The following is a 24,478-nucleotide window of genomic DNA, read 5'->3' as shown; positions in this document are numbered from 1 at the left end:
TAATTAGTACATGTTAATAATTGGAGCTTGGGTTAAAAGGGGAGTAATAGCATTAATAAAATTACTGAAATGAGTTGAGTTATTATGATGATTAACCGCTTCTTCATTTATATATTCTTCGTAAAATAAAAAGCTATTAGAATCAAATACATCGTTATGTAGTTGATATGTAATGCACCCTTCTTCAGAATTACTAGTTTTTACCATATTTTCAGAAAGAGTTAAAAATTGCGTTTTATACGCTTCTTTTATACTTAATCGGGCTATAATTATTTTTTTCATACAGATTTATGTTTATAGACTCAAAAGTAATTTGATAAAAGAACCTTTAATTGTAAAAAAACGACATTCTCTTTTAGTTTATCTAAGCGTTTTTAGCTTTTATAAAATCAGAAATTAAATAAGAAATAAACTTTCCTACTTGTCCATTGGCAATTACATCTTTCATTACTGCTGGAGCACCTTCACAAATATGTAAATAAGAAGCATTATTGTTTTTTCCAAGACAATAAACAAACCTACGAGCTTGTTGAGGTTGAAAACCACTTGGAGTCATAGCACTGCTTGGAAAATGTTGAATACAATCTAGATCTACTTCTATTCCAAAAGGTTTTTCTTGAATAAAGTTTTCTGCACGTTGTAGTTCATTTTCAAAAGAAGCTGTTTTGTAAACTTCCAATTCTTCATATAAATTATAATCGATATTTATATTGCTATGAATTTCATCAAAAATGTATTGCGGTGTATAGTTTTCATGCAAACCAAACATAAAGTATTTATCAACGTATGTATGTTCAATAGCATAAGAAAAACCATTACCACTATGACGTTCTTCTAAACGGCGTAAATCCGTATGAGCATCTAAATTAATCACATTTATAGGTTGATTTTTTCCTTCGGAAAGTCCTTTTAAATTTCCATAAGCATTGTTGTGTCCTCCACCTATAATTATTGGAGTCTTACCAGATGCTACAATGATTTTGATAACTTCAGATAGCTTTTTATCAATAGCTTTTACTAAATAATCACCTTTTTCACGATCAGATCCATCAAATTTAGCAACCTCTTCAGCATAATCTAAATAACCAAGTATCAGAATATCCTTTCCATCGATAAATTGATTTTGTTGTGTGTTTAAAAAAGATTTTAAAGTAGGCGTAAAAGCTGTTTGTGCGCCTCTATTTCCATAATTCATTTTTACACCAATATCTTCAGGAACACCAAGTATAACATAGCTAGCTGAGGTATTATTCAAGTCATCAATACTTGAAATGGTTTGTACCATTTCACCTAATTTTGTTTCTCCTTCTCTTGGACTTACAAACTCTTGAATTTCTGTCTTAGAAAAAATACGTAACATATTAAATCGCTTTTCCGTTAATGAAAACTGAATCAATCAATACAGAACCAAAGTTATACGGAATAGCTCCATAGCTTAAAATCTCTTTGGTAAGAATAAAATTTGCTTTTTTTCCTTTAGTTATACTTCCAACTTCTTCAGAAAGATTCATGGCATAAGCTCCGTTAATAGTAGCAGCATTGATAGCTTCTTCAGGAGTCATTTTCATTTTAATACAAGCCGTGGCAACTACAAAATTCATGTTACCAGATGGAGTAGAACCAGGGTTAAAATCTGTAGCTAATGCCAAAGGTAAACCAGCATTCATAATCTCTCTAGCAGGAGTATAAGGAATACTTAAAAAGTATGAGCAAGACGGTAATGCTACCGGCATGGTTTTCGTTCCTTTTAAAGCTTCAATATCTTCAGCGTTCATTACTTCTAAATGGTCTACAGATAATGCATCATGCTTTATACTCACTTGTACACCTCCAATAGTGGTAAATTGATTCACATGTACCTTTGGCGTTAATCCATATTTTTTACCAGCCTCTAAGATTTTATCCGTATCTTCTACAGAGAAATATCCTGTTTCACAAAATGCATCGATAAACTCGGCTAAATTTTCTTTAGCAATTTTAGGTAGCATTGCGTTAATGATTAAATCAATATAACCTTCTTTATTGTTTTTATATTCTGTAGGAAAAGCATGGGCTCCTAAAAAGGTAGCTTTAATAGGTAGCTTATAGTTTTCTCTTAACTTCTTTATAACACGAAGCATTTTTAATTCAGCTTCTACCGTAAGTCCGTATCCTGATTTAATTTCAACGGCTCCAGTACCTAATTGCATTACTTCTTCTAAACGTTTAGAAGATTGTTCGTACAAATCATCTTCTGAAGTTTCTTGTAATTTTTTAGCGGAATTTAAAATTCCACCTCCTTTATTAGCGATCTCTTCATAGGTAAGCCCGTTAATTCTATCAACAAATTCTTGTTCACGGTTTCCAGCATATACAATATGTGTATGAGAGTCACACCAAGTTGGTAAAATCATTTTGCCAGTACAATCAATCGTTGTATCTGCTGAAGAAGGCACATTCTCCATACTTCCATAATCAATAATTGTATCATCTTCTAAAAGTAAAAAAGCATTTTTGATTGTTGGTAAAACTTTCATATCTGCTCCAGATACCTTTTTAATATTGTTTTCTCTAACTTGTATTAATTCCTTGATATTTATCAATAAAGTTGTCATGTGTTGTTCTTAGTTTTGTAAGACAAACTTACATTAAAAACTACAATTATGATTTATTTTTTAGGTGTGATTAGTGTTTTAATTCTCTTTTTTATTTCGGGGGTTCATTTTTATTGGGCATTTGGTGGAAAGTGGGGAGTAGCCGATGTTTTACCAACAAAAAACAAAGATCAAAAGGTATTGAGTCCGCCAATGATAGCTACTTTATTAGTTGCTCTGGTAATGATGGTTTTTGCAATTGTATACTCAGAAAAAGTAGGATTGGTTAGCCTAACTGTTTTTCCAAATTGGTTACAGATTTATGGAATTTATATCATAGCCAGTATATTCATTATAAGAGCAATCGGTGAGTTTAAGTACGTCGGTTTTTTTAAAAGAATTAGAGATACCCGATTTGCTAAGAACGATACTCAATATTTTTCTCCGTTGTGTTTGTTTTTAGGAATTATTGGACTATTACTTTCTACACTTTAGGAATTTATTGGATTTCAATATTTTCAATTTTCACAGCGTTGTCATTTGGTAAAATTTGAAAACCGAGTTTAGTACTTAAAGTTTGAACAAAGGAAGCTCCTAAAAAAATAATTTGAGATGTATAGTATACCCAAAGCATTATAAGAGCTAATACACTTGCGGAGCCAAAGGTAGAAGAAATATGACTTTTTCCTATATAAAGTCCAATAGCAACTTTTCCAATCATAAACAAAAATGCTGTAAATAAACCTCCAAACAGGGAAGCTTTCCAATGTACCTTAGCATCTCCTAGAAATTTAAACATCATTCCAAATACTAGACTAAACACTATAAAAGATAAGATATGTTCATAGATATATGAAAACTCTAATTGATAATGACCTTTGTGAGTTAAACCAACTAAAAAAGTGTTAATTGTAGTACTAATAAGTATTATAAAGAAAAGAACGATTAATAAGATAAATGAAGCAAGGTGTTTAGTGAAATAACTTAGAATACTACTTTTAGGTTTGGCTTTTATATTCCAAATGTTATTGAAAGCATTATGAATTTGAATAAACATTCCAGAAGCACTAAGTGCTAGTGTAAGAAATCCTATACTCGTAGTTAGCACATTATTATGATGTGCGTGTTGATTTTTAATAATGTTTTGTATTTGGTTGGCTGCGTCACTACCTAAAGTATCTTTAAGTTGATGGTATATTTCTCCTGAAACGGCTTGCTCTCCAAAGAATACCCCTAAAAGAGAGGTGATGATAATGATAATGGGCAATAAGGAAAACACTGCATAATATGCTAAAGAGGCTCCTTTTTGAAAAGTATTACTATTAAAGAAATGCGAAAATACTTCTTTGATAAATTGAATCATTAGGACGTTTTTTTTCGGTCTTCTAATTTTTTATAAACGAATTCAATTACAAAACTAAATACAATAATTCCAATAGCAATAAAAACGTCTGTTTTACTTACTGAGTAATGTTGTATTAATAAAGCTAACATGGCAAAGAAGCATAGTATGGCTCCAATTAAAGGAATGAGTTTATTACTTCCAGTATCTTTGGCAAGTTTGAATCCGACAAAATTAACAATAGAAAAAATCAATAAAAAGCCTACACTTCCTGCCGTAGAAATGCTTTCTAACTGTAAAGTATTCACTAAAACAAGTGTTACAATAGCAGTGATAAATAATCCAATAGGTTGATTCCATAATTGACACGTAAATTGCTTCGGAAGTTCATCATCTTCTGCAATTTCATAGTTCACTCTACTACCTCCATACAAAGAGGCATTGATAGCAGAGAAGGTTGATATTAATGCAGCAATCGTAATAATTGTAAAGCCCATTTTACCTAACATAGGTTTGGCAGCTTCGGCTAATACATAATCCTGAGCGGTAGCAATGTCTGTAAAATTTAAAGAACCAACTGTAATCGCTGCAATAATGATATATAGAAAGATTACAAAAATAACTGACCAAAAATAAGCTCTTGGAATATTTTTCGTTGGATTTTCAATATCTGGAGCGGCATTGGCAATTAATTCAAAGCCTTCATAAGCAACAAAAATGACCATTCCAGCGGTTAATAACTTAAACGAAGATTCCCAATGTTGTGGAGATAATTGTTCTAAGTGTGGATTTCCAACTAATCCATATAAACCAAAACCAACAAAGGCTAACAAAATTACCAATTTAATAACCACCGCATACGATTCTATTTTTCCTACTACTGTAATGCTATAATAATTAATCACTGTAGCCAAAACAACAATTGCGGATGCATAAATATGTGTGTCTAAAACTTTATTGCTGGTGATTTCAAATAGGTTGGGAGCATACGAACCAAATGCAGAAGCGTATAAGGCAAGCATGATGATATAACTTATCCATAATAAATTATTAATAGCTCCACTAAAAATAGTAATACCAAAACCTTGATTGATAAACTTCACTGTACCACCTCTATCTGGGTACTTAAGTGATAGTTTTACATAACTATACGAGGTAATTAATGCAATTAAACCAGCAATTAAAAAAGAAACAGGTGTACCACCTTTTGCTAGTGCTACAGCTAGTCCAAGTACCGCAAAGATACCACCACCAACCATTCCGCCAATTCCAATAGAGATGGCTTCCTTTAGTCCAATTTTTTTATTCATTATAAGTGAAGTTTAGGGTAGTTTATGTTTAAAGGTACTAAATTTTTCCATCATGAAATCCGGCTCTTTTCCAGTTTCCATTTTGGATTACCCAAACATTGGTTACTCTGTATTCTTTTGTTGTTACCTCATTATTTTCCTTGTTGGTGGTTGTTATTTTAGCAGAAACAATAGCTGTTGATCCGAAGAGTTCTATTTGTACTTCATCCATTTTATATGCTAGCACCTCAATGTTTCCATAGGCTATTTGTTTTTGCCTTTTGCTTAAGTAGCCTAACCAGTCTTCTTTCTTTATAGGCTGAGAACTCCCATTTGTATGTATATAATTATCAGTAATCATTGTTTTTAAGGTAGCCACATCACCTTTTTGAAAAGCAGTATTGAATTGTTGGATTGTTTCCAATAGTTCTTCCTTAAGATTTTGAGGTTTTTGATTTTCTGTATTGAGAGTATTACAAGAAAATAAGAACAAAATTGCAATACTAGTCAATACTATTTTAAAATTTTTAAAATCCATCGATTACATTCTTAGAGTTAATGGTTAAAGTTAACTTTTTAATTTATTGAGAGAATCTTAAGATTCCAATTTTTCTTTATATAATGAGTTTACAAAGGAGTATTTTTTTTATTTACCCATAAATATATTAGCAGTCCAAAACCGATAGTACCCATGTTAATTAGTGCAAATTTTAAACCTAAAATGGGATGATCGATAAACTGTTTTTTAAATAAACCTAAGGTTAATGAAAATATTTTAGTTGGTAAAAAGGCTAAACTAATGGTGATTGCAAGATATTTTGGATTCGAATACTTTGTTATTGTAGAACTAATTATCGGAGTAATGTGAATTTCCGAAATGTTTAAAAATAAAATAGATATTATATATAATATCGTATACTGTTCTGTTGCAGTTTGAGGAATAACTAATAATAATATCAAATGCAATAAACCGAACAGGAATCCCATTGTCAGTTTGAAGAATTGCGAGCTATAGTATCGACTCCATAATACAAAAGCTAGAATGCTTATTGGAAAGCTAAACCAAGCATCTAAAGAATGCCAAAACTCTTTTAGAATTTGTATTGAAGAGACTTCTTTAAATTGGAATTGTAAATCATTTAGGCGAATAGTTGCTATTTCATCAATGGTCCAATAAATACCAGCAAGAATAATTGCTATTAATATATAGGAAACCCTTCTGTTTATATTAAGACTACTGTTTGGGCAATTATTTTGTTCTAGTTCTTTAGAATATAATATTGGGATTAACGAAAAAATCATTGTAATTCCACAAAGAATAAATCCGATTCTATAGCCTAACTTTTCTTCTAAATAACCGATTAGCAAAATACCTAAAAAGGTACCTAAATTTACAAATAAATAAAGGAGTGTAAACCCAGCGTCTAATAGTGTTGTTTTTTTTAAATAAAGTTTCCCGAAATTAGCAGTCAAATTAGGTGAAAATAGACCATTTCCTAATATCATTAGAAAGACTCCTATATATACGCCGGTAGTTGTGGGAATGAATAAGCTAAAAATTCCCATTACTTGAAGAACTCCTCCAATTAGAATTGTTCTTCGATTGCCTAATATCAAATCACCTAAAAGAGCTCCAATTATCTTAGAAAGAACAATTGATCCCGTAAGCAGACCAATTATAGTTAGAACTAACATTCGATCCATTGCTATAGTTTCTCCTAATAAGTAGATTATTAGTAAAGCACGAAAACCATAATAAGCTCCCCTTTCTAACATACAAGACAAGGCATAATTGAAGGCTCCTTTTGGATGTGTATTCTTTCGTATTCTTTTTAATATCATTATTGGAAAAAGATTATGATTTAATTACTTTTTTTGTGTAGAGTAACAACAACGATTCCAGCACAAACTTTGTCAGTGTATTTTTTAATTTCATCCTTAGATTTGAAAACGCTAATTTCTTTTATTGAATTTGGATCTATTTTTTTCAAGTCATTTTCAGAAATCTCTTTTTCTCCGATAAAAAACAGTACATCTCCACCTGGTTTAGAGGTGTTGTATTGCGTGTTTGACTGAATAAAAACTACACCATTAATAGCCTTTGAACCATAAATTTGAACAATTTCTTTATTGCCCTTATTAATCAACTTAATCTCACTTAAAAATTTTTGCTTGGGACCTATTTCTTTAAGGTTTAAAATGATTTTCTCATCTAATACGATAATATGGTTCTTGTTAATTTTACCTTCTTTTCTAGATTGTGCTATAAATTCAATTAAGTCTTTTTTAGTAATTGATGTTTTTTCAAAGTTTTGAGAAAAGGCTACAAAAGACATGATTAAAAACAAAAAAGAAACAATACTTTTTTTCATAAGCACTATGTTTATTGATATAATTAGCAATTTTTGAGACACTAAAAGTAATAAAAAATATATAGTTTTATTTAAAAGATACTTCTTGAGTCAGCTAGTTTATTTCTAATGAAAAAGCATAATATCTCATGCTCTAAAATTCCGTTGTTATACTTAAAACTATCACACTCATACCATTTTTTTAAAATCTTTGATAAAAAAAATGGAAATTTGAGTAATCAAACTTAAAAACTAACATAATGAAACTAACCAAAACAATCCCTCTAGTTATTATAACTAGTTTATTGGCTTTTTATGCATGTAAAAAGAAAGAAAAGTCAACCACAAAAGAAGAAATTAAAGAAGAAGTTTTAGCTACTTATAACAAAGTTATTGATACTTCTTTATGTGAGTCATCTTGGTTTCCGCATAGTCAAACACCAGCACCAGAAGAAGGAAAAGGAAGTCCATTTGATGTATCTAGTACCACTAATGGTATTTTCCATCAATGGTCATGGCAAAAGTTTTTGTGGCTTACAAAACCAGATGGGGAAGCTAATTTACCGTTGTTTTTAAATTCAACAGAAGCGTATCAGGTAGATTCACATTTAGGAAAGATAGCGCCAATTTCTGGAGCCTCAGTGGTTTTAGAAGATACAGCGCAAGCTGGTTCTTCAGGTATTTTAAGAACAAATCCAGCTTACAATCCTGAGAACAATCAAGAGGAAACAGTATTTTATTCTATTCATGTTTCACCAACATTATTTGATGCAGCACAAAAGTTTAAAGATTCTATTATAGGAGGTACTTTGGCAAAAAACAATTTATCATCATTTCCAGTAGGTTCACTAGAACTAAAAGTTTCTTGGGTAACCGTAGATGCAATTCCAGAAAACAAGAGAGTAAATTACTTTACTACAACTGGAGCCATTAATGACGGTAATGGTAATTTTACCAATACAGAAGTAGCTTTATTAGGAATGCATGTAGTTGGAGTAGTAGAAAATCATCCAGAGTTTATTTGGGCAACTTTTGAACATGATGATTTGGCACCGAATTATAATTGGAAAGAAGACAAAGCTACTTCAGATACAGATAAACTATTGTTTGCTAAAGGAACCACGACTGGAATCAAAGGTATTTATTGGGATACAATTACTAAGCAAGCATTAGAGCTTTATAAAAATTACGATTTATTTAAGTATGGTGTACCTCTAGATAATAAAGGTGATTTTATGAAAACCTGTCAACAAGAACCAATTAATTTTGATAATATTAAAAACATCAATGCTTGTGTAAAAGAGAATTTAGATAAAGAAGAAGGACCATGGAAGCATTATTTTTATAACGGATCTATTTGGGTAGATACAGATGGATTAACCACAGAAGAACAGGCAAAACTATTAGTAAATGCTGGTTCTAAATTAGATAAAGCAACATCAGGGTCACCAGCAAGAGGTTCGTTAAACAATGCAAACGTAACTATGGAAACATATACACAAACATTCAAAAGTGAATTGTCTGATATCAACGTTAATAATTTAGCAAATTGTTTTAGTTGTCATAATGCTGTGAGTTATACAGGAGATACGTCTCCAATATATTTAAGTCATATTTTTGATGCATTTATTAAAGGAGCTGAAGGAAAAACTAAATCAGAAGTTGAAAAGCTGAAAGCTAAGCAAGAAGTTGAAGACTTTATGAGAAAAAAATTAAACTAGAAGTTTAATATTAATTTTCGGGATGACCTCTTAACTAAATTTATTTAGTTGAGAGGTTTTACTATTTAATAAAAGGATGTTAAGATTTTCAACTTCTGATTAAGCTTGTTGTCTTCTAGTCCAAAATGGAGCATCTTTCCATCTCTTTTCAACATTGTAAAAGATGTTTTTATGTTTTAAGTAATGCTTCCATATAGAACTTATTTGTTGCTTGTATTCTCTAGTAAAAGCATCGTTTAGTTCAGGACTTTTTTGTTTGATGAAATCAAATTTATCCAGTAATATTTTTACCTGCATCGCGCAAGCCATGGCATTGAACATACCTTGGGAGGATAAAGGATCAAAACTAATAGCTGCGTCTCCCAAAGCAATCCATTGCTTACCTGCAACAGTTTGTAAACGAGTTGAGTTTGCACTAACTGTACCATGAAAATTTATAGATTCTAAAGGAACAGATGGAATAAGTTGTTTGATTATTGAATTAGTCTTAATGAGCTGTAAGAAATTCTCTTTATTCTTAAAAGTAGTACGATTTACTAAATCTGGATCCGTTTGAAAAGAAACAATTCTTTTTTTATGAGGAGTTACTGCACTATACCACCATCCTAACTTTTCAGAAACAATGGTACTCATGTTGTTAACTTCATTATTTGGTAAACTAATCCAACAAGAAATCAATTTATCAAAGTGAACTCGCTTTATACCAAGAGAACGTGCAAAATGACTGTTTCTTCCTGTGGCGTCAATAACAAATTTTGCAGAAACGGTTTGGGTATGTTGAGTAGTTTTATCATCAGATTTTATTGTAACTTCCCAAGAGTTTTCATTGTAAACACTATGATGTAATTTATAACCCCAGAAAGATTTTACTTTACGCTCTGCCGTTAATTTTCGAAGATAACTTTCAAAGTTTTTTCTATGTAAACTTTTGGAAGGCCCATCGGGATTTCTTAGATGGTCTACAAATTGTACATTGTCACTTCCCCAATAAGATTGCATTCCTAAGTTATGAGTATATAATTGTTGCGTAACTTCTTCTGGTTCATTTTGTAAAATGCGTAGTTTTTTAAGTATCCTTTGGCACGCTGGAGCTAAAGACTCGCCAACACGATCTATAGGATGGTAAAGTTTATCAACTATAGTTACCTGATATTTTTCAGCTAAAGAAATGGCAGCAATGCAACCTGCAATGCCACCACCAATAATTAGTATTTCTGTTTTTTGTAACATGTAAGAATATCAAAAAGCAATTTTATTTTGGAGTGTATCTTGAGAAACGCGTCATTTTCTCAGGAATACCAACTTCAATTTTAGGAGCTGGAGTTTCTTGATGCGATTTTGATTTATTTATTTGATGCAATTTAGAAGCTATTAAATGAATAGTTTTGGTAATATTTGGTGTTGCATCAAAATCTTTAATCAATTCATTTTCTACTAAGCTTAACAATTCATTTTGCGTGTTTTCCAATAAGAATTGTTCATTCAGTAGATGCTTGTCTGATAACTTCTCAACAGCAGTATGTACAATCTTTTGTATTTCACCACTTAATTTTTTACTCTTTAAAACATTATCTAAATCACCTAAAGTAGCTTTTAGTAAGGCAGCTTCTTGTTCTGGAGTTGGTGTAATTCCAACTTGCATTTCATTTGGAAAGTTAGGATCGTTATATACTCCAGGTCGTTTTTGAACTACCGCTAGCTTATCAAAATATTTAATCATACTATTAATTTGATTGGTATAAGTAGGTGATTGTCCATCTAACGGAAGGTTGTCTAACCAATCTGCTCTAAAAGCAAATGCTTCCATTCTGGTTTCTTCTGCCAAATTAGAATTTATTGTCTGTTGGTAACGTTCTTCATTTAAAATGTTGTTCGGAACTCTTGCAGGCCAGAAAGTAGGTAAGTAAGGATCATACTCGCTTGTATAACCATCTCTACAACTAGCGGTATCTGTTTGCCAAGGAATGGCCATCCATCTTGTAATCCCACCAGCTACTTGACCTCCTAATATAGGCCCTTTGGCTAAAGGTAATACGTCATTATTCATGAGAGGTCCATAATAATGTGTGTTTACCGGAGGTGTTTTGGGAGCATGTTTAATCCTGAAAGGAGCCATATACATTCCAGAAGAACGCATTGGCCAAGTCATTTCACATCCAGGGTGAAAAGCATCAGCCAAACAAAATTCCATGGCAGCTTTGGTTAACATATCTGGTTGTTCAGTAATAGGTAGTTCATCTATGGTTGGTGTTTTTGGAGTATGCGGACATCCAGTCATGTCAACATAATCAGCATCAAAATCTCCTTTAACCCATTGGTCTAAAAATTCTAACTGTAAATTGGATAGTGTTGCATGCTGACGAACAGATCCTGTTGAAGGAATACTAATAGCATCTCCATATAACCAAGGCCATAACTGTGGAGCTTCTGCTCCAGAAACATCAAATCTTCTGAAATTGTTAGAAATAGTTCTACGCATTTCCATAAAGGCAGGTGATGGGTTTCCTAATTTTTTAATCCATTGGTTTGTGGTGTAGTTAAACTGACCTCCAAAACCGAAAGCTCCTGCAAATCCTGCATTTACCCATTGTAAATCAGTCATACGTTGGAAAATAGGTAGAATATCTTTGGTAAATGATGGTCGGGTAGGGCGAATTAGCATTTTTGACTGAACAGCTACATCTCTCATTAAATCCCACATCGTTCTTACCGATTTTTGCATTGGAGCATAATCTGGTGGAGCACAAACAACCCAAGCCGGATCAACTTTTAATTTTGTTCCGTTGTATTCAACTTCTGCTGTAATTGGTCCATCAGAGGTATCATCATACCAACCTTCATTGTTGGCAAAAGTAATGGCAATATCTCCATTGATGTTTTCAGATTTTCCATGTCCACCTAACATTAGTAAACGTCCTTTTTCATCAGTACGCATTTCTCCTAAGTATACTTTTTTCGATAAAAACTCTCCTTCAAAGAATGGTCCATCACTAATATTGGTTCCTGAAATAGTTTGTGCTCCGCCGTCAATCAATAAATCGTTTCGATCTTTTACATCAATATTTCTTAGCATAGATGGAGGTGCATCCGCTGCTTCTGGAATGTCTAAAGCTATATTAAATTGATACCAAGAAGCTTTTTGATTTGCTAAATGACAATGCCATTTTATTGTTGCATTTTCAGCTGTTAATTCTTTAACTGCTTTTCCTGCAGCATTGAATCCGTAGATTCTAAATTGAGCAGCTTGTCTTTTTAAAGCACCGGTTTGGTCTCTGTAAGCATATGGATCGGTTTGTGGGACTGGATTATCAATTAACGGTCCTACATAGTATTCATCTTTACTATTTCCAACTCTCATGATACCAATAGGAGGATATATTCCTGCTTTTACAATACAATCACTATCCTCATCGGTATTTCCTTCAAACTTAGGATTGATGTCTTTAGGTTCTTGCATTTGCTGGCCGTTGGCTTGATGTCTGGCCTCTGCACTTGCGGCATATACTACTTTTCTTACCTGGGCAATAGAACCTAAAGGCTCATGTTCTGGTAAGGTTCTCCATATGTTAAAAGAAAGATTACTTCCAAATTCAGCTTGCCCAATACTGCATACATCCTGTTGAGGTAAATGTAGTTTAGCAATACATATATATGGACTCTCTTCAGTACTCCATACTTTTTGAGCATCATCTAAAGGCATGGTAGCCTCATTAGTTCTTAACTGAATTTCAAAACGGAAGGTGGCTGAGCCTTGTAATAAACGTTTTTGTAAATCTAGAGCAAGGTAATTGTTGTCATTAAAAGGAGCGCCTTCGTAAGTGTCTTCAGGAACTAAACGATATTTAACAATTTGAGAATTGCCTAGCTTAAAAGGTAAAATAGCCCAATAACTAGCGCTTAAAACGCTGGCTTCTTCCTTGGTCATTGCTTTTAAAATTTCTGCTAGTTCAGGGTGTTTTTCTATGTAAGAGCTATAATCTCTATCAATAACACCTGCAGTAGTAAACGAGCACATTTGTTGAGCATCGCGAGCAAAGAAACGATCAATGTTTTGAAAAATAAAATCAGCATTTGTTCCGTCTCCTAGTAATTTAGGGCCTTCTACTCCAAAAAGTTTAAGTCCAACTCCTAAAGTAGAATGTAAGTCAGGTGATGTAGGAGAGGTGTCACTTGAAAAGCGTACAGCACATTCATATCTATCTCCTGCAAAAATTCCAATTTTGAATTTTTCATCAATGTCTTCATTTACGATAAAATGTCCATATGTAATTCCGTGTTGCTTTCTAAAAACAGCTCTTTCAGCTGGTTGTTGTCCGTTTTCAATTCGAGTTTTTTGCCCCATTTCAACGAACATTTCTTTTAAACGTTGTGTAACAACACCAATGTCTCCATCACAATTCCAGCATGATGAAGACCTTTCATTTGAAGGTTTAGTCATAGTTAGTTAATTTTTTGAGTTTGGTTATCTATAAATCTACAACTAAAATTATGAATTCAGGAATAAGCTATTGTAAAAGAATCCTTAAGAGTATGGTATTTGGGTATGGGTGAAAAAAAAGCCTCTGCAAGAAAATGCAAAGGCTTTTAATTTTATGTATTCAAATTGAATTAGTATTCAATTTTATCATCTTTTTCAGACCATTTTTGAAAAGGTTCTAAAGCTATTTCACGTCCTACTTGTTCAAACGGAATACTTCTTTTCTCATATGGCAATGGAATTTCTTTGTAAATGAATTCATCATCAAAGCCAATATTAGCAGCATCTACTTGATTACTTCCGTAGAAAACTTTGTCTGGTCTTGCCCAATAGATTGCACCTAAACACATAGGACAAGGTTCGCATGAGGTATATACAACACAGCCATCTAATTGAAATGAGCCTAAGTTTTTACAGGCGTCTCTAATTGCTGTTACTTCTGCATGTGCTGTAGGGTCATTGGTTGAGGTAACTTTGTTATTACCTCGTCCAACAATTTCTCCATCTTTTACTATAATACAACCGAAAGGACCTCCTTCGTTGTTCTGCATTCCACGTAAAGCTGCTTTTACAGCTTCACTCATATATTCTTCGTGTTTGTTCATCTTCATTATCTTATATGGTTAATTTTCTAGCTAAAAAAAGCCGCAAAAATTTGCAGCTTTTAAGTTCTTTACAAAAGTAATAATTTATTTTAAACTACCTGTCATGTCTTCTGGTTTTACCCATTCGTCATATTGTTCAGCCGTTACATACCCTAAATTGATAGCTTCTTCTTTTAAAGTAGTTCCGTTGGCGTGTGCAGTATTTGCGATTTCTGCTGCTTTATAATAACCAATTTTAGTATTTAAAGCAGTTACTAACATTAATGAGTTGTTTACCAATTCTGTAATTCTACCGTGGTTTGGTTCAATACCTGCTGCACAGTTTACATCAAATGAAACACAAGCATCACCAATCAATTGAGCTGATTGTAATACGTTAGCTGCCATCATTGGTTTAAATACATTCAATTCATAGTGTCCTTGAGTTCCACCAACAGTTACAGCAACATCGTTCCCCATTACTTGTGCACAAACCATTGTAATAGCTTCAGCTTGTGTAGGGTTTACTTTACCTGGCATAATAGAAGATCCTGGTTCATTTGCAGGAATGATTAACTCTCCAATTCCAGAACGAGGTCCTGATGCCATTAAACGAATATCGTTTGCTATTTTATTTAAAGAAACAGCTAATTGCTTTAAAGCTCCGTGCGTTTCTACTAAAGCGTCGTGTGCAGCTAAAGCTTCAAATTTATTTTCAGCAGTAACAAATGGTAATCCTGTAAACTCTGCAATATATTTTGCTACTAATACATCGTATCCTGCTGGAGTATTTAAACCAGTACCTACAGCTGTACCTCCTAAAGCTAATTGAGCTAGGTGTGCTAATGAATTTTTTAACGCTTTTAAACCAAAGTTTAACTGTGCTACATAGCCAGAGAATTCTTGTCCTAAGGTTAACGGAGTTGCATCCATTAAGTGTGTACGTCCAATTTTTACAACATCTTTAAAAGCTTCAGATTTAGCTTGTAAAGTATCACGTAATTGTTCTACACCAGGAATAGTTACTTCTACAATTTTCTTGTAAGCAGCAATGTGCATCCCAGTAGGGAAGGTATCATTCGATGATTGCGATTTGTTTACATCATCATTTGGTTGAATTGTTTTTTCTCCTTCACCAATTACTTTACCAGCAATTTCATGAGCTCTATTGGCAATTACTTCGTTTACATTCATGTTAGATTGTGTACCCGAACCAGTTTGCCAGATTACTAAAGGAAATTGATTGTCGTGCTTTCCTGCTAAAATTTCATCACAAACCTGACCAATTAAATCACGTTTTTCCTCTGCTAAAACACCCAATTCGCAGTTGGTAAAAGCAGCAGCTTTTTTTAAGTAAGCAAATCCGTATACTACTTCTAATGGCATAGAAGCAGGAGCTCCAATTTTAAAATTGTTACGAGAACGTTCTGTTTGCGCTCCCCAATATTTATCTGCAGGTACTTCTACCTGTCCCATGGTATCTTTTTCAATTCTATATTTAGTCATGTTGAATTGTTTAAATTGCTTAAAATTAACGAAGTCCAAAATTACAAATTCTTATAGTTTTAGATGTTGATTTTTACGAGATTTTATTGGTTGTAAAAAAAAATAGTTTTAATTTTGTCGCGTAACAAATTATTAAGAAGAGACAAATGTTAGATTTTTCAGAATTTTCAGGATTAGTATTATTCATGTTTATTTTTACAGCTGGATTTTGGTTGTTAATTTTCTTATTAACATTTGTAGTACCTTACTGGATTGGTGGAACAATTTGGGAGAACTGGAAACTAAAAAAAGAAGCAAAGAAAGCTGCTGAAGGTAAGTAAGCATCTTACGCAAGATATTAAGAAAGCTCGTTCATTTGAACGAGCTTTTTTTATTTTCTTAAAAAAAGAGGAAGTATAATTACTCCCTCTAATTTTTATTATCCACCAAATTCTTCACCACCACCATCGAATTCTCTACGAGATCGTTCGCGTTTTTTCTTTTGATTGAATCGATACGTAAAACTTAATGATATTTGACGTTCTCTCCACTGAAACTCTCCTGTAGAAAGGGTTGTAGGATTTTCTCTACTACCAAAATACGTAGTACTTTGACGTTTACGAGAATTGAATACATCACTAACGTTTAATACCAATGAAGCTTTATCTTTAAAAATGTCTTTGCTAAATGATAAGTTCGTAACAAATATTCCATCTCTATCGGATTGTGCATTGGCCTGAGGTCCACGATACATAATACGTGTTTGCCATTGAATTTTAGCAGGCAATGTAATTCTTGAATTGAAACGTGTAAACCAGCTACTTTCATTAACTTCATCTAAAATGGTAGTTATTTGATCTCCATTAGAAGCGGTATATACATAAGTAAAAGGATCTGTATTAAACTTAAAGTAATTAAAAGATGCAGAGAATCTTGCCCATTTAGCGGGAGTATAGTTGGTTGTAAATTCAAAACCATATCTTTTTTCGTCATTCAGATTAATTGGTTGTCGAATAAATACATTTGTTCCATTTCTCACTTCTGTAATTGAAACAGGTCGTATTAAATCTGTAGAAATTTGATAATATACAGATGCACCTAAATTAAATTTATTAATTTTTGTGTTGTATCCTAAATCAAATGAACTTGTAAATGTTGGAGTCAAATCAGGATTTCCTCTAAAAATATTGGTAGCAGAGCTTCTGCTTTCAAAAGGATTTAAAAACCAATGACGAGGTCTTCTTAACCTTCTGCTATACCCAAGTGTAATATTTTCATTATCGTTTAACTCATATCCAAGGTTTACTGTAGGAAACCATTCAGTGAAATTTTTATCAGAAGTTTGATTGGTTGTAATTACATCTAAGTCGATATCTGTAATTTCAGTTCTTAACCCTAATAAGTATGAAAACTTGTTTATTTTACTTCCAAATTGGGTGTAAAATGCATAAATATTTTGTTTAAAGTTAATGGCATTTGAAGGATCAAAACTGTTGTTAGGATCTAAAATACGTACTCTAAAATCTGAATTTAAATCTTGTAAAGTAGTCTTGTGACCAATTTCAAACTGACTTTTTTCACCTAGTGGTAAAACATAATCTATTTGTAAAAGTTTATCTGTAGAACTTGTGATTTGAGAGTTATTCTCTGTAAGAACTCCATTGGTGGTAATTGGAGCATTTTCTGTTTCATCACTTTCACCATATTGTAGATCAATAGTTAGTTTTTGTCCTTTACCGTCAAAGTTATTCGTGTAATTTAAAGAATATTGTTTGTCGGTACCATCTTCCTCCTCATTTTCTATACGTGTTTCATTGAGTAATGCTTGATTAGGATCTTCAAATAGATATCTGTCTGTAATATTTGTAGCAATGTCATCTCCATTAGAATCACGGTAAAAGAAAGACCCTGTAATAGAGCTGTTCTTAGTTAAATAGTATTCTAATCCTAAAGAAGCATTAAAGTTCTTGTTTTTTCTGTTAAAGGTTCTGTCTTCTGTTTGAGTACTATCAACAATAGCGTCATCTCCTAAGTAAGAAAATTTAGAAAAAGAATTTCCTGGACCTTTTCTATAAGAGTACCCAAAGTTTGAAAATAGGTTAATCTTTTTAGTACGATAGTTTAAATTAGGAGCTATAGCCAGTTGGTCTGGATTACCAACGGTAAGATTTACCGAACCATTAAATCCAGTAATTTTTCCTTTTCTAAGAATAATATTTAAAATACCCGCAGTACCTTCGGCATCATATCGGGCAGAAGGAGAGGTGATTACTTCTACTTTTTCAATAGCTTCTGCAGGAAGGTTTCTTAAAGCATCGGTACCATTTAAGCCAACAAGCGCTGATGGTTTTCCATCGATTAAAATACGTACGTTCTCATTTCCGCGTAGACTAACAGCTCCTTCAGCATCAACATTTACAGAGGGTACATTGTCTAAAACGTCAGAAGCATTTCCTCCTTTTACAGTCATGTCTTTACCTACATTATAGATTTTCTTATCTAAACGTATTTCAACAGTTGATTTTTCTGCAATGATTTCTACTTCGTCTAAAGTTTCGGTGTCCTCAGAAAGTGTTACGGTTCCTAAATTGGTGTTTTCTGAAAAGACCCTTGGGGTTAAGTTTTTTGTTTTAAAACCAATAAACTCTACTTTGATATTGTATTTTCCCTTTGGAATTTCTATTGAAAAATTTCCTTGAATATCCGTTACACCTCCGGTTACTCTTTTGCTTTTTACATGCGTTAAAACTATCGTAGCATATTCTAAAGCTTGTTTCGAATTGGTCTCTACCACTTTACCAGTTAGTGTAATTTTTGGTATGTTTTTTCCTTTGAAATTTGGTCTTTGTGCAAAGGTTACACTACAAATTAAAAGTAGCAGTATAGTTAGATGTTTCATTAAAATTGTTAATTGTTCGATTAAACTAGTAGGACTGCAAATTTCCGTAGAGGTTTAAACCTTCTTTGTTAAAAGAGTGTTAAATAAAACGTTAACTTTTTGACTTGAAAAAAGCATAAATACCCTTTTTGTGATTTTTATCAAGAGGTTGCAGTTTTTTTCTAGTCTCTAAAGATATTTTGTGGAACGTTTTGTTGGGAATAATAACCTTGAAAGAATCTTCATTCTGTTGAATTGTTTGTTCTAATTTAGGAATGGAAATACTTTCTATATTACCTTTTGAATAAAATTGACTTGAATAACTTTTGGATTTTAAATGGAATAGTTTTCCCTTTATTGGTGAACTATTAAAAATTAAATATTTGTCTGTTGGAGCAAAGTATTTTGTGCAACCAAGAAAGTTAGCAGGTACGATTATAAATAGCGAGAGTATTGGAAAAACTAGCGCTATATTAATAAGTGTTTTTTTACGGTTAAAAGAACTAAACCAATGGGTTATTAATAGAGCAATAGGAACCATTACTGGCAGAATATATGGATGTATTAGACTTTTTGAAAAGGTAAAAAAGAAAGGAGTCCAAAGTAACCAAAGGAGTAAAAAGCTTATCCATGGGTGTTTTTTTATAGTTTTTCGTTTTTGCCAAACTTTATACAGTACTACTTGAATCCATTTTAAAGCAAAAAACAGTAAAAATATCCAAACCATTCCTAATGGTTGTGATTTAGGAAATCCATATTTGTCTCCAGACCAACTAGAGTCAAAGAAACGTTTAAAATGTTCCCCTACGATAAAATAATCTATAAAACCAGGAGTATTCTTTTCAGCTAATAAATACCAAGGTAGAGCAATACACAAGATGATTAATATGCCTAGGATAATTGGGGTTTTTTTAAGTGCAAATAAAAGTTTTTTATGTAAAGCCAACCAGATGATAATAGGAGGAAGAGTAAGAATGCCAACAATAGGACCTTTGGCCAAAAGACCAAACCCTAATCCTACAAAAATGAGATATTTCCAATACCACTTGGCATTTTCTTGGATAGCTTCCCAAAAGCTAAGCATGGTTAAGGCTACACAAAAGGCTAAAGCAGTATCTGTAGATACTACACCAGCATGCAATAAGAACTCAGGAATTGTTAGTAAGATAAAAGCAGGAAAGAAATAAGAAAGTTGAGCTCTCTTACCGTATTTTCCAACTAATAGGATTATGGCTAAAGCTAATATTAAATAAGGAAGTCTTACAGAAAATTCATTATCTCCAAATAAAGATATACTCAATGCAGATAGCCAAGTAGATAGAGGAGGTTTGGCCCAAAAAGGGATGCCGTAATCTATTTGTGGAGTAATCCAGTTATTTGTCTCAGCCATTATTCTAGCTATTTCGGCATAACGAGCTTCGGTTTTATCCATTAATGGAAGTACGGCATTTAAATAAGACCTTAACAATAGTAAACCAAGAACAGCATACCCAAAGAATGTTTTTTTATTCAAGAATTGTTTCATGTGGTAAAGTAGATTGAGAGTTTGAGCGCTTATAGGTACTTCCTATATTTCTTAAATCTGTCCAAAGCTTAAAGAAATAGCTAAATGGAACTTTTGAATCATCTGTGTCACACCAAGATTGTAGAGGAATTTCTTTGGCAATGGTTTTTAAATTCTTCCTTCCATAAATTGCGATTAAGCGATGAAAAAGTTCAACATCAAATAACCACTTAGAAATAAATCTCTCTTGAAATAAGAGCATACCTAAGGATTGTTTGAAAATTTTGCAGCCACATTGAGTGTCATATATTTTTAATTGTAACTGCCGAGAGATTAATGTAGCAATACATCGTCCTATTAAAAACCTGTATTGTTTCCTGTTTATAGTACTGTCTAGTTTTGCAATTCGAGATCCAAAAACAAAATAAGTAGTAGAGGATAGGTTTGTACTCATATGATAGCATTCTTCTAAGGAAGTGGATAAATCGGCATCCAAATAACCTATTTTTTCAGCATAAAACTCTTTGCCGCAATGTAAAACTCCAGCTCTTACAGCTTCTGCTTTACCGAGATTTTTGGGTTGATTTAAAACTGATACTTGGGATGGGTATTCAGTTCTAATACTTTCTAGGACGGTATAGGTGTCATCGGTACTTCCATCATTTACAAAACAAATAACGGTATTGGAGTATTTTTTTAGGAAGCTCTTATATTTTGCTACTCTAAGTCTTTGTGCTTCATTGTAACAAGGAATTACAATTGCCAAATTAAAAGTTGTATTCATTTTATTGTTTTTAGAGTAATTATGTTCACGTATTTTTAAAAGGAATTAAAGTTGATTTAAACAAAATGTTCTCTAGAATTTGAAAAATATAGAAGAACTTTAAATCAAAAGTAAAGGGAGTGTAAACTGTTTAAAAATAAAGTAGGTTCAGAATACGTTTTATACACTGATTTGAGTCTAGCGAGTGTTAATTTGCTGTTTTTTAATTGTTTGTGAAAATGTATTTTGAAATAAAAACCGTTCAGAATTCGAATTCTGAACGGTTTTTATAGGTGTAGATGTATTGTTTTAAGATAATTTAAGAAAGCATTAATTCCTTTTTATACTGGCTAGGAGTGATACCTGTTAGTTTTTTAAACGTAGTATTAAAAGATGATTTAGAACTAAATCCAACTTCATTGGCAATAGCCAAAAGAGTATAACTTTTATAAGTTTCATTTTGAAGGCATATTATAAATTCTTCAACGCGATATTTGTTTAGAAAATCTTGGAATCCGGTTTGCATATGCACATTCAAAACTTCTGATATTTGTTGTCTAGGTACACCTAATTCTTTCGCTACTTCATTAACGGTCAACTTTTGATTTCGATACCATTTTTTTTCAACAATTAAATGATGAATTGCCGTTTTCAAATGAGTAATTGAAAGTTCATTCAAATTTGAAGATTTGTATTTACAGCCTCCAACTTGTGGTAATACATCTTTAGGAGTTATAATGAGTTTATAAAGTACCAAGTAAAATAGGAATATAGAAGTAAGTATAAGCCCGTAGCTTTCTAAAAAGTAAGGTGTATCGTGTGAATTAGTAATGAAATAGGTGAATTCTCCAATTATAAACACAAAGGCCAAAGGAGCTATAAAAAACAAGAGCCAGCTTTCCTTTTTTCTTTTTACAATATCATACAAAGTATATAAAATCATTCCCATAAAAACAAACTCTAGCAATCCATCAAATATTAGTATAATCATATGGTCTGCAAGTATTGGAACCTCTTCTGAAAAATTTAAAAGTAAGTTTAATATGTATGGAAGGAAAAAAAGAAAATCATTATTAGCAAAACTATCTTTATCGGATTTGTAATAACGAACTAATAAAAAGAAAAAAGTTATGATTAGGGGTTCGTGAAACAAAAACCAATTAGAATTCTTTACAAATAAGTTATAATCATCATCTCCGATAACAAACAATATAACCGAACTAATAGCAGCAAAAAGGAGCCAAAAGTTTACTTTTTTATATACTTTTTTACGTTGAGATAGAATGAAAAGTAAAAAGATTCCTTGTAGTATAGCCACTATTTGGATAGTTCTAAGCATATGAAGTGTTTAGTACTTCCAAACGTTGAAATAGTTATTATATTTTGTAATTTATACGTTAAAAAAATCCCAAATCAATTAAGATTTGGGATTCGATATAGAATATCTATTATAGCTTATTTTTTATTTTTAGTCTTAGCTTTTTGTTGAGCAGCTTGTTGTTCTTGAGCTTGTTTCATTGCAGCATCTAAACGCTCTCTAAATTTACTCTTCTTTACAGGTTTCTTTTTGTTTTCTTCAATTTTAGCATGAATTTTAGCCTCATCGATTACATAATTCTTAATTACAAACATAATTGTGATGGTAAGTAAGTTAGAGATGAAATAATATAAACTTAATCCACTTGCATAGTTGTTAAAGAAGAATAACATCATGATAGGAGAGAAGTAAATCATATACTTCATCATTTTACTCATATCTGGCATACCTTCTTGTGGAGGGGCTTGCATATTTGCTTGTTGACTCTGGTTCATCTTCATATAAAAGAAAATAGCAACAGAAGCTAAAATTGGAAATAAACTTACGTGATCTCCATAGAAAGGAATCTTGAATGGAAGTTTAGCAACAATATCGTAAGAAGATAAATCATTAGCCCATAAGAAACTCTTTTGACGTAAATCGAAATTCGTTGGGAAGAACTTAAATAAAGCAAAGAATACCGGCATTTGTAATAGTGCTGGGATACAACCAGACATCATACTAACACCTGCTTTTCGTTGCACCGCCATGATTTCTTGTTGACGTTTCATTGCATTCTCATTTCCAGGATACTTTTTGTTAATCGCTTCCATTTCTGGACGAATAACTTTCATCTTAGCACTAGAAACATACGATTTATATAAAACTGGAGACATGATAATACGAACTACAATTGTCATTAAAATAATGATGAGTCCAAAGTTTCCAATGAATCCTTTTAACATGTTAAATACAGGGTAGAAAATAGTTCGGTTTAAGAAACCAAAAATTCCCCAACCTAAATCACTAATTTCTGCTAAATCGGTTCCTTTATATGTTTTTAATAAATTATAGTTAGAAGGTCCGTAGAACCATTCCATGTTATAATTTAATTCTCCATTCATTAATTGTAAAGGAGTTTTTAAAGCAAAAGTTTTCATGTAAACAGAGTCTACATCTTCTCCTTTAAAATCAGTAGAAGTAACAGTTGCTCCATTAAAAGGAGTATCACTCATTAAAACAGAACTAAAGAAATGTTGTTTGTAAGCAACCCAATCAACATCACTCACAACTTCAGAGTCATTTGGATTTAAATACTCTACTTCATCATCTGTTTTATAGTAGTAATAGGTATACATGTTTTCAGTCTTTTGACTTTTTTCATGTCTATACCCTTTTAAGTTCCAGTCTAAGTTGATTTGTTGTGAACTATTAATAACAGTACTTAATCCTTGTGAACGAACTGCAAATCCAACTCTATAATCGTTAGGTTTCATTTCATAACGATACTCCAAAAATTGACTGTCAGATACTTTTAACTTCATAGAAAGTATCTTGTTTTCTCCATTTTCAGTATAAGAAGGTTCAAATAGTAAATCTTTCGTATTTAAAATTCTGTTATCAGTAGTTCCAAAATTAATATTAAAAGAGGCGTTTTTGTCTTTAATTAAATATAAAGGCAAAGAGTCATAAGTTTGTTGATTTTTAATCAAAGCTTCAACAATTTGTCCTCCTTTTGTATCAATAGTAAGTTTTAAAACGTCGTTTTCTAAAACTTTTGTTTCTTGTTTTGTTTGTAAAGCACTAAAAGCAAAAGCTCCTAATTTATTTTTTAAAGCAATAGCACGTAAAGAATCATTTTCGATGAATGCTTCACTTGCTGTTGTTTCTGTAGTCGTTGGTGCTGATGTTACCTGTTCGGTAGTAGTTTCTTCGGTAGGTACTTCTTCTTTAGAGTTATTGGTCCACCAAAAAAAGACTAGACCAATTAATAACATTCCTATAAAGGATTTAAAATCAAAATTTTTTTGTTCCATTGATATATTTTATAAATGTCAACTTGTCAGTATGCGTTTTCTTTTATTGAGAAAACCCGACAAAGGTAGTAAAACAAGCTATAAATTAATGGGTTTTACTACGATTAATTTAACTGATAGGATATAGTTCAAAGGGTGTTCCGTTTTTCTTGGAAAAACAAAAAATCCTGCAAAAGGC

Annotated in this window: 20 protein-coding genes; 3 read left to right on the top strand and 17 right to left on the bottom strand. The window is 32.1% G+C overall.

What is annotated here, in order from left to right:
• Positions 1-3: 3 nt before the first annotated feature.
• The 3 genes from ABNT22_RS12855 to hutI form a co-directional block, all read right to left on the bottom strand.
• On the bottom strand, positions 4-282 hold the full coding sequence (locus ABNT22_RS12855) for a putative quinol monooxygenase (RefSeq protein ID WP_348713783.1): 279 nt from the start codon (positions 280-282) through the stop codon (positions 4-6).
• 82 nt (positions 283-364) lie between these two features.
• Positions 365-1,360 (bottom strand): formimidoylglutamase, encoded by a 996-nt coding sequence (locus ABNT22_RS12850; RefSeq protein ID WP_348713781.1) that lies wholly within the window; start codon positions 1,358-1,360, stop codon positions 365-367.
• Between the two features lies 1 nt (position 1,361).
• Positions 1,362-2,594, bottom strand: coding sequence for an imidazolonepropionase (gene hutI, locus ABNT22_RS12845; protein WP_348713779.1), 1,233 nt, complete (start codon positions 2,592-2,594; stop codon positions 1,362-1,364).
• A 48-nt stretch (positions 2,595-2,642) separates the two neighbouring features.
• Between hutI and ABNT22_RS12840 the strand changes: the two genes are divergently transcribed.
• The gene (locus tag ABNT22_RS12840; RefSeq protein WP_348713777.1) at positions 2,643-3,068 is read left to right on the top strand and encodes a DUF3995 domain-containing protein; all 426 of its coding nucleotides are present in this window, start codon (positions 2,643-2,645) and stop codon (positions 3,066-3,068) included.
• Between the two features lie 4 nt (positions 3,069-3,072).
• Here ABNT22_RS12840 and ABNT22_RS12835 read toward each other — a convergent pair whose 3' ends face one another.
• The 5 genes from ABNT22_RS12835 to ABNT22_RS12815 all read right to left on the bottom strand — a co-directional run bounded on the left by ABNT22_RS12835 (position 3,073) and on the right by ABNT22_RS12815 (position 7,576).
• Positions 3,073-3,936, bottom strand: a complete 864-nt coding sequence (locus tag ABNT22_RS12835) for a YihY/virulence factor BrkB family protein (protein WP_348713775.1) — start codon at positions 3,934-3,936, stop codon at positions 3,073-3,075.
• Positions 3,936-5,225, bottom strand: a complete 1,290-nt coding sequence (locus tag ABNT22_RS12830) for an APC family permease (protein ID WP_348713773.1) — start codon at positions 5,223-5,225, stop codon at positions 3,936-3,938. Before ABNT22_RS12830 ends, ABNT22_RS12835 begins: the two co-directional genes overlap by 1 nt.
• A 37-nt stretch (positions 5,226-5,262) precedes the next feature.
• Complete coding sequence (locus tag ABNT22_RS12825) at positions 5,263-5,742, bottom strand: nuclear transport factor 2 family protein (RefSeq protein WP_348713771.1); 480 nt, start codon at positions 5,740-5,742, stop codon at positions 5,263-5,265.
• An 89-nt stretch (positions 5,743-5,831) separates the two neighbouring features.
• Positions 5,832-7,046, bottom strand: coding sequence for an MFS transporter (locus ABNT22_RS12820; protein WP_348713769.1), 1,215 nt, complete (start codon positions 7,044-7,046; stop codon positions 5,832-5,834).
• A gap of 20 nt (positions 7,047-7,066) precedes the next feature.
• The gene (locus ABNT22_RS12815; RefSeq protein WP_348713767.1) at positions 7,067-7,576 is read right to left on the bottom strand and encodes a hypothetical protein; all 510 of its coding nucleotides are present in this window, start codon (positions 7,574-7,576) and stop codon (positions 7,067-7,069) included.
• 239 nt (positions 7,577-7,815) lie between these two features.
• Here ABNT22_RS12815 and ABNT22_RS12810 point away from each other — a divergent pair, with 239 nt between their 5' ends.
• Positions 7,816-9,276 (top strand): hypothetical protein, encoded by a 1,461-nt coding sequence (locus ABNT22_RS12810; RefSeq protein ID WP_348713765.1) that lies wholly within the window; start codon positions 7,816-7,818, stop codon positions 9,274-9,276.
• Positions 9,277-9,375: 99 nt separating this feature from the next.
• On the opposite strand, the gene ABNT22_RS12805 is transcribed toward ABNT22_RS12810, so the two are convergent.
• The 4 genes from ABNT22_RS12805 to fumC form a co-directional block, all read right to left on the bottom strand.
• Entirely contained in the window at positions 9,376-10,506 is a 1,131-nt protein-coding gene (locus ABNT22_RS12805; protein ID WP_348713763.1) for a tryptophan 7-halogenase, read from the bottom strand.
• Positions 10,507-10,528: 22 nt separating this feature from the next.
• Positions 10,529-13,714: a LodA/GoxA family CTQ-dependent oxidase gene (locus ABNT22_RS12800; RefSeq protein WP_348713761.1), complete on the bottom strand. Its 3,186-nt coding sequence runs from the start codon at positions 13,712-13,714 to the stop codon at positions 10,529-10,531.
• 170 nt (positions 13,715-13,884) lie between these two features.
• The gene (locus ABNT22_RS12795; RefSeq protein WP_086030913.1) at positions 13,885-14,358 is read right to left on the bottom strand and encodes a nucleoside deaminase; all 474 of its coding nucleotides are present in this window, start codon (positions 14,356-14,358) and stop codon (positions 13,885-13,887) included.
• Positions 14,359-14,442: 84 nt separating this feature from the next.
• Positions 14,443-15,843: a class II fumarate hydratase gene (gene fumC, locus ABNT22_RS12790; protein ID WP_348713758.1), complete on the bottom strand. Its 1,401-nt coding sequence runs from the start codon at positions 15,841-15,843 to the stop codon at positions 14,443-14,445.
• A gap of 146 nt (positions 15,844-15,989) precedes the next feature.
• Here fumC and ABNT22_RS12785 point away from each other — a divergent pair, with 146 nt between their 5' ends.
• The gene (locus tag ABNT22_RS12785; protein ID WP_198938429.1) at positions 15,990-16,163 is read left to right on the top strand and encodes a hypothetical protein; all 174 of its coding nucleotides are present in this window, start codon (positions 15,990-15,992) and stop codon (positions 16,161-16,163) included.
• A gap of 98 nt (positions 16,164-16,261) precedes the next feature.
• On the opposite strand, the gene ABNT22_RS12780 is transcribed toward ABNT22_RS12785, so the two are convergent.
• The 5 genes from ABNT22_RS12780 to yidC all read right to left on the bottom strand — a co-directional run bounded on the left by ABNT22_RS12780 (position 16,262) and on the right by yidC (position 24,300).
• The gene (locus ABNT22_RS12780) at positions 16,262-18,721 is read right to left on the bottom strand and encodes a TonB-dependent receptor domain-containing protein (protein WP_348713755.1); all 2,460 of its coding nucleotides are present in this window, start codon (positions 18,719-18,721) and stop codon (positions 16,262-16,264) included.
• A gap of 91 nt (positions 18,722-18,812) precedes the next feature.
• On the bottom strand, positions 18,813-20,225 hold the full coding sequence (locus tag ABNT22_RS12775; protein WP_348713753.1) for a glycosyltransferase family 39 protein: 1,413 nt from the start codon (positions 20,223-20,225) through the stop codon (positions 18,813-18,815).
• A complete protein-coding gene (locus ABNT22_RS12770; protein ID WP_348713751.1) occupies positions 20,206-20,988 on the bottom strand; it encodes a glycosyltransferase in 783 nt (260 codons plus the stop codon). Before ABNT22_RS12770 ends, ABNT22_RS12775 begins: the two co-directional genes overlap by 20 nt.
• A gap of 298 nt (positions 20,989-21,286) precedes the next feature.
• Positions 21,287-22,306, bottom strand: coding sequence for a helix-turn-helix domain-containing protein (locus ABNT22_RS12765; protein WP_348713749.1), 1,020 nt, complete (start codon positions 22,304-22,306; stop codon positions 21,287-21,289).
• A 116-nt stretch (positions 22,307-22,422) separates the two neighbouring features.
• Complete coding sequence (yidC, locus tag ABNT22_RS12760) at positions 22,423-24,300, bottom strand: membrane protein insertase YidC (RefSeq protein ID WP_348713747.1); 1,878 nt, start codon at positions 24,298-24,300, stop codon at positions 22,423-22,425.
• Positions 24,301-24,478 lie beyond the last annotated feature (178 nt).

This window comes from Tenacibaculum sp. 190130A14a (assembly GCF_964048965.1).
Taxonomy (GTDB): Bacteria; Bacteroidota; Bacteroidia; order Flavobacteriales; family Flavobacteriaceae; genus Polaribacter; species Polaribacter polynesiense.
The sequence above is the reverse complement of the archived record's forward strand: the minus strand, read 5'-3'. Positions and strand labels throughout refer to the sequence as shown.

Coding starts and splice junctions, on each gene's coding strand:
- ABNT22_RS12855 (WP_348713783.1), bottom strand. CDS start 282: ATGAAAAAAATAATTATAGCCCGATTAAGTATAAAAGAAGCGTATAAA.
- ABNT22_RS12850 (WP_348713781.1), bottom strand. CDS start 1,360: ATGTTACGTATTTTTTCTAAGACAGAAATTCAAGAGTTTGTAAGTCCA.
- hutI (WP_348713779.1), bottom strand. CDS start 2,594: ATGACAACTTTATTGATAAATATCAAGGAATTAATACAAGTTAGAGAA.
- ABNT22_RS12840 (WP_348713777.1), top strand. CDS start 2,643: ATGATTTATTTTTTAGGTGTGATTAGTGTTTTAATTCTCTTTTTTATT.
- ABNT22_RS12835 (WP_348713775.1), bottom strand. CDS start 3,936: ATGATTCAATTTATCAAAGAAGTATTTTCGCATTTCTTTAATAGTAAT.
- ABNT22_RS12830 (WP_348713773.1), bottom strand. CDS start 5,225: ATGAATAAAAAAATTGGACTAAAGGAAGCCATCTCTATTGGAATTGGC.
- ABNT22_RS12825 (WP_348713771.1), bottom strand. CDS start 5,742: ATGGATTTTAAAAATTTTAAAATAGTATTGACTAGTATTGCAATTTTG.
- ABNT22_RS12820 (WP_348713769.1), bottom strand. CDS start 7,046: ATGATATTAAAAAGAATACGAAAGAATACACATCCAAAAGGAGCCTTC.
- ABNT22_RS12815 (WP_348713767.1), bottom strand. CDS start 7,576: ATGAAAAAAAGTATTGTTTCTTTTTTGTTTTTAATCATGTCTTTTGTA.
- ABNT22_RS12810 (WP_348713765.1), top strand. CDS start 7,816: ATGAAACTAACCAAAACAATCCCTCTAGTTATTATAACTAGTTTATTG.
- ABNT22_RS12805 (WP_348713763.1), bottom strand. CDS start 10,506: ATGTTACAAAAAACAGAAATACTAATTATTGGTGGTGGCATTGCAGGT.
- ABNT22_RS12800 (WP_348713761.1), bottom strand. CDS start 13,714: ATGACTAAACCTTCAAATGAAAGGTCTTCATCATGCTGGAATTGTGAT.
- ABNT22_RS12795 (WP_086030913.1), bottom strand. CDS start 14,358: ATGAACAAACACGAAGAATATATGAGTGAAGCTGTAAAAGCAGCTTTA.
- fumC (WP_348713758.1), bottom strand. CDS start 15,843: ATGACTAAATATAGAATTGAAAAAGATACCATGGGACAGGTAGAAGTA.
- ABNT22_RS12785 (WP_198938429.1), top strand. CDS start 15,990: ATGTTAGATTTTTCAGAATTTTCAGGATTAGTATTATTCATGTTTATT.
- ABNT22_RS12780 (WP_348713755.1), bottom strand. CDS start 18,721: ATGAAACATCTAACTATACTGCTACTTTTAATTTGTAGTGTAACCTTT.
- ABNT22_RS12775 (WP_348713753.1), bottom strand. CDS start 20,225: ATGAAACAATTCTTGAATAAAAAAACATTCTTTGGGTATGCTGTTCTT.
- ABNT22_RS12770 (WP_348713751.1), bottom strand. CDS start 20,988: ATGAATACAACTTTTAATTTGGCAATTGTAATTCCTTGTTACAATGAA.
- ABNT22_RS12765 (WP_348713749.1), bottom strand. CDS start 22,306: ATGCTTAGAACTATCCAAATAGTGGCTATACTACAAGGAATCTTTTTA.
- yidC (WP_348713747.1), bottom strand. CDS start 24,300: ATGGAACAAAAAAATTTTGATTTTAAATCCTTTATAGGAATGTTATTA.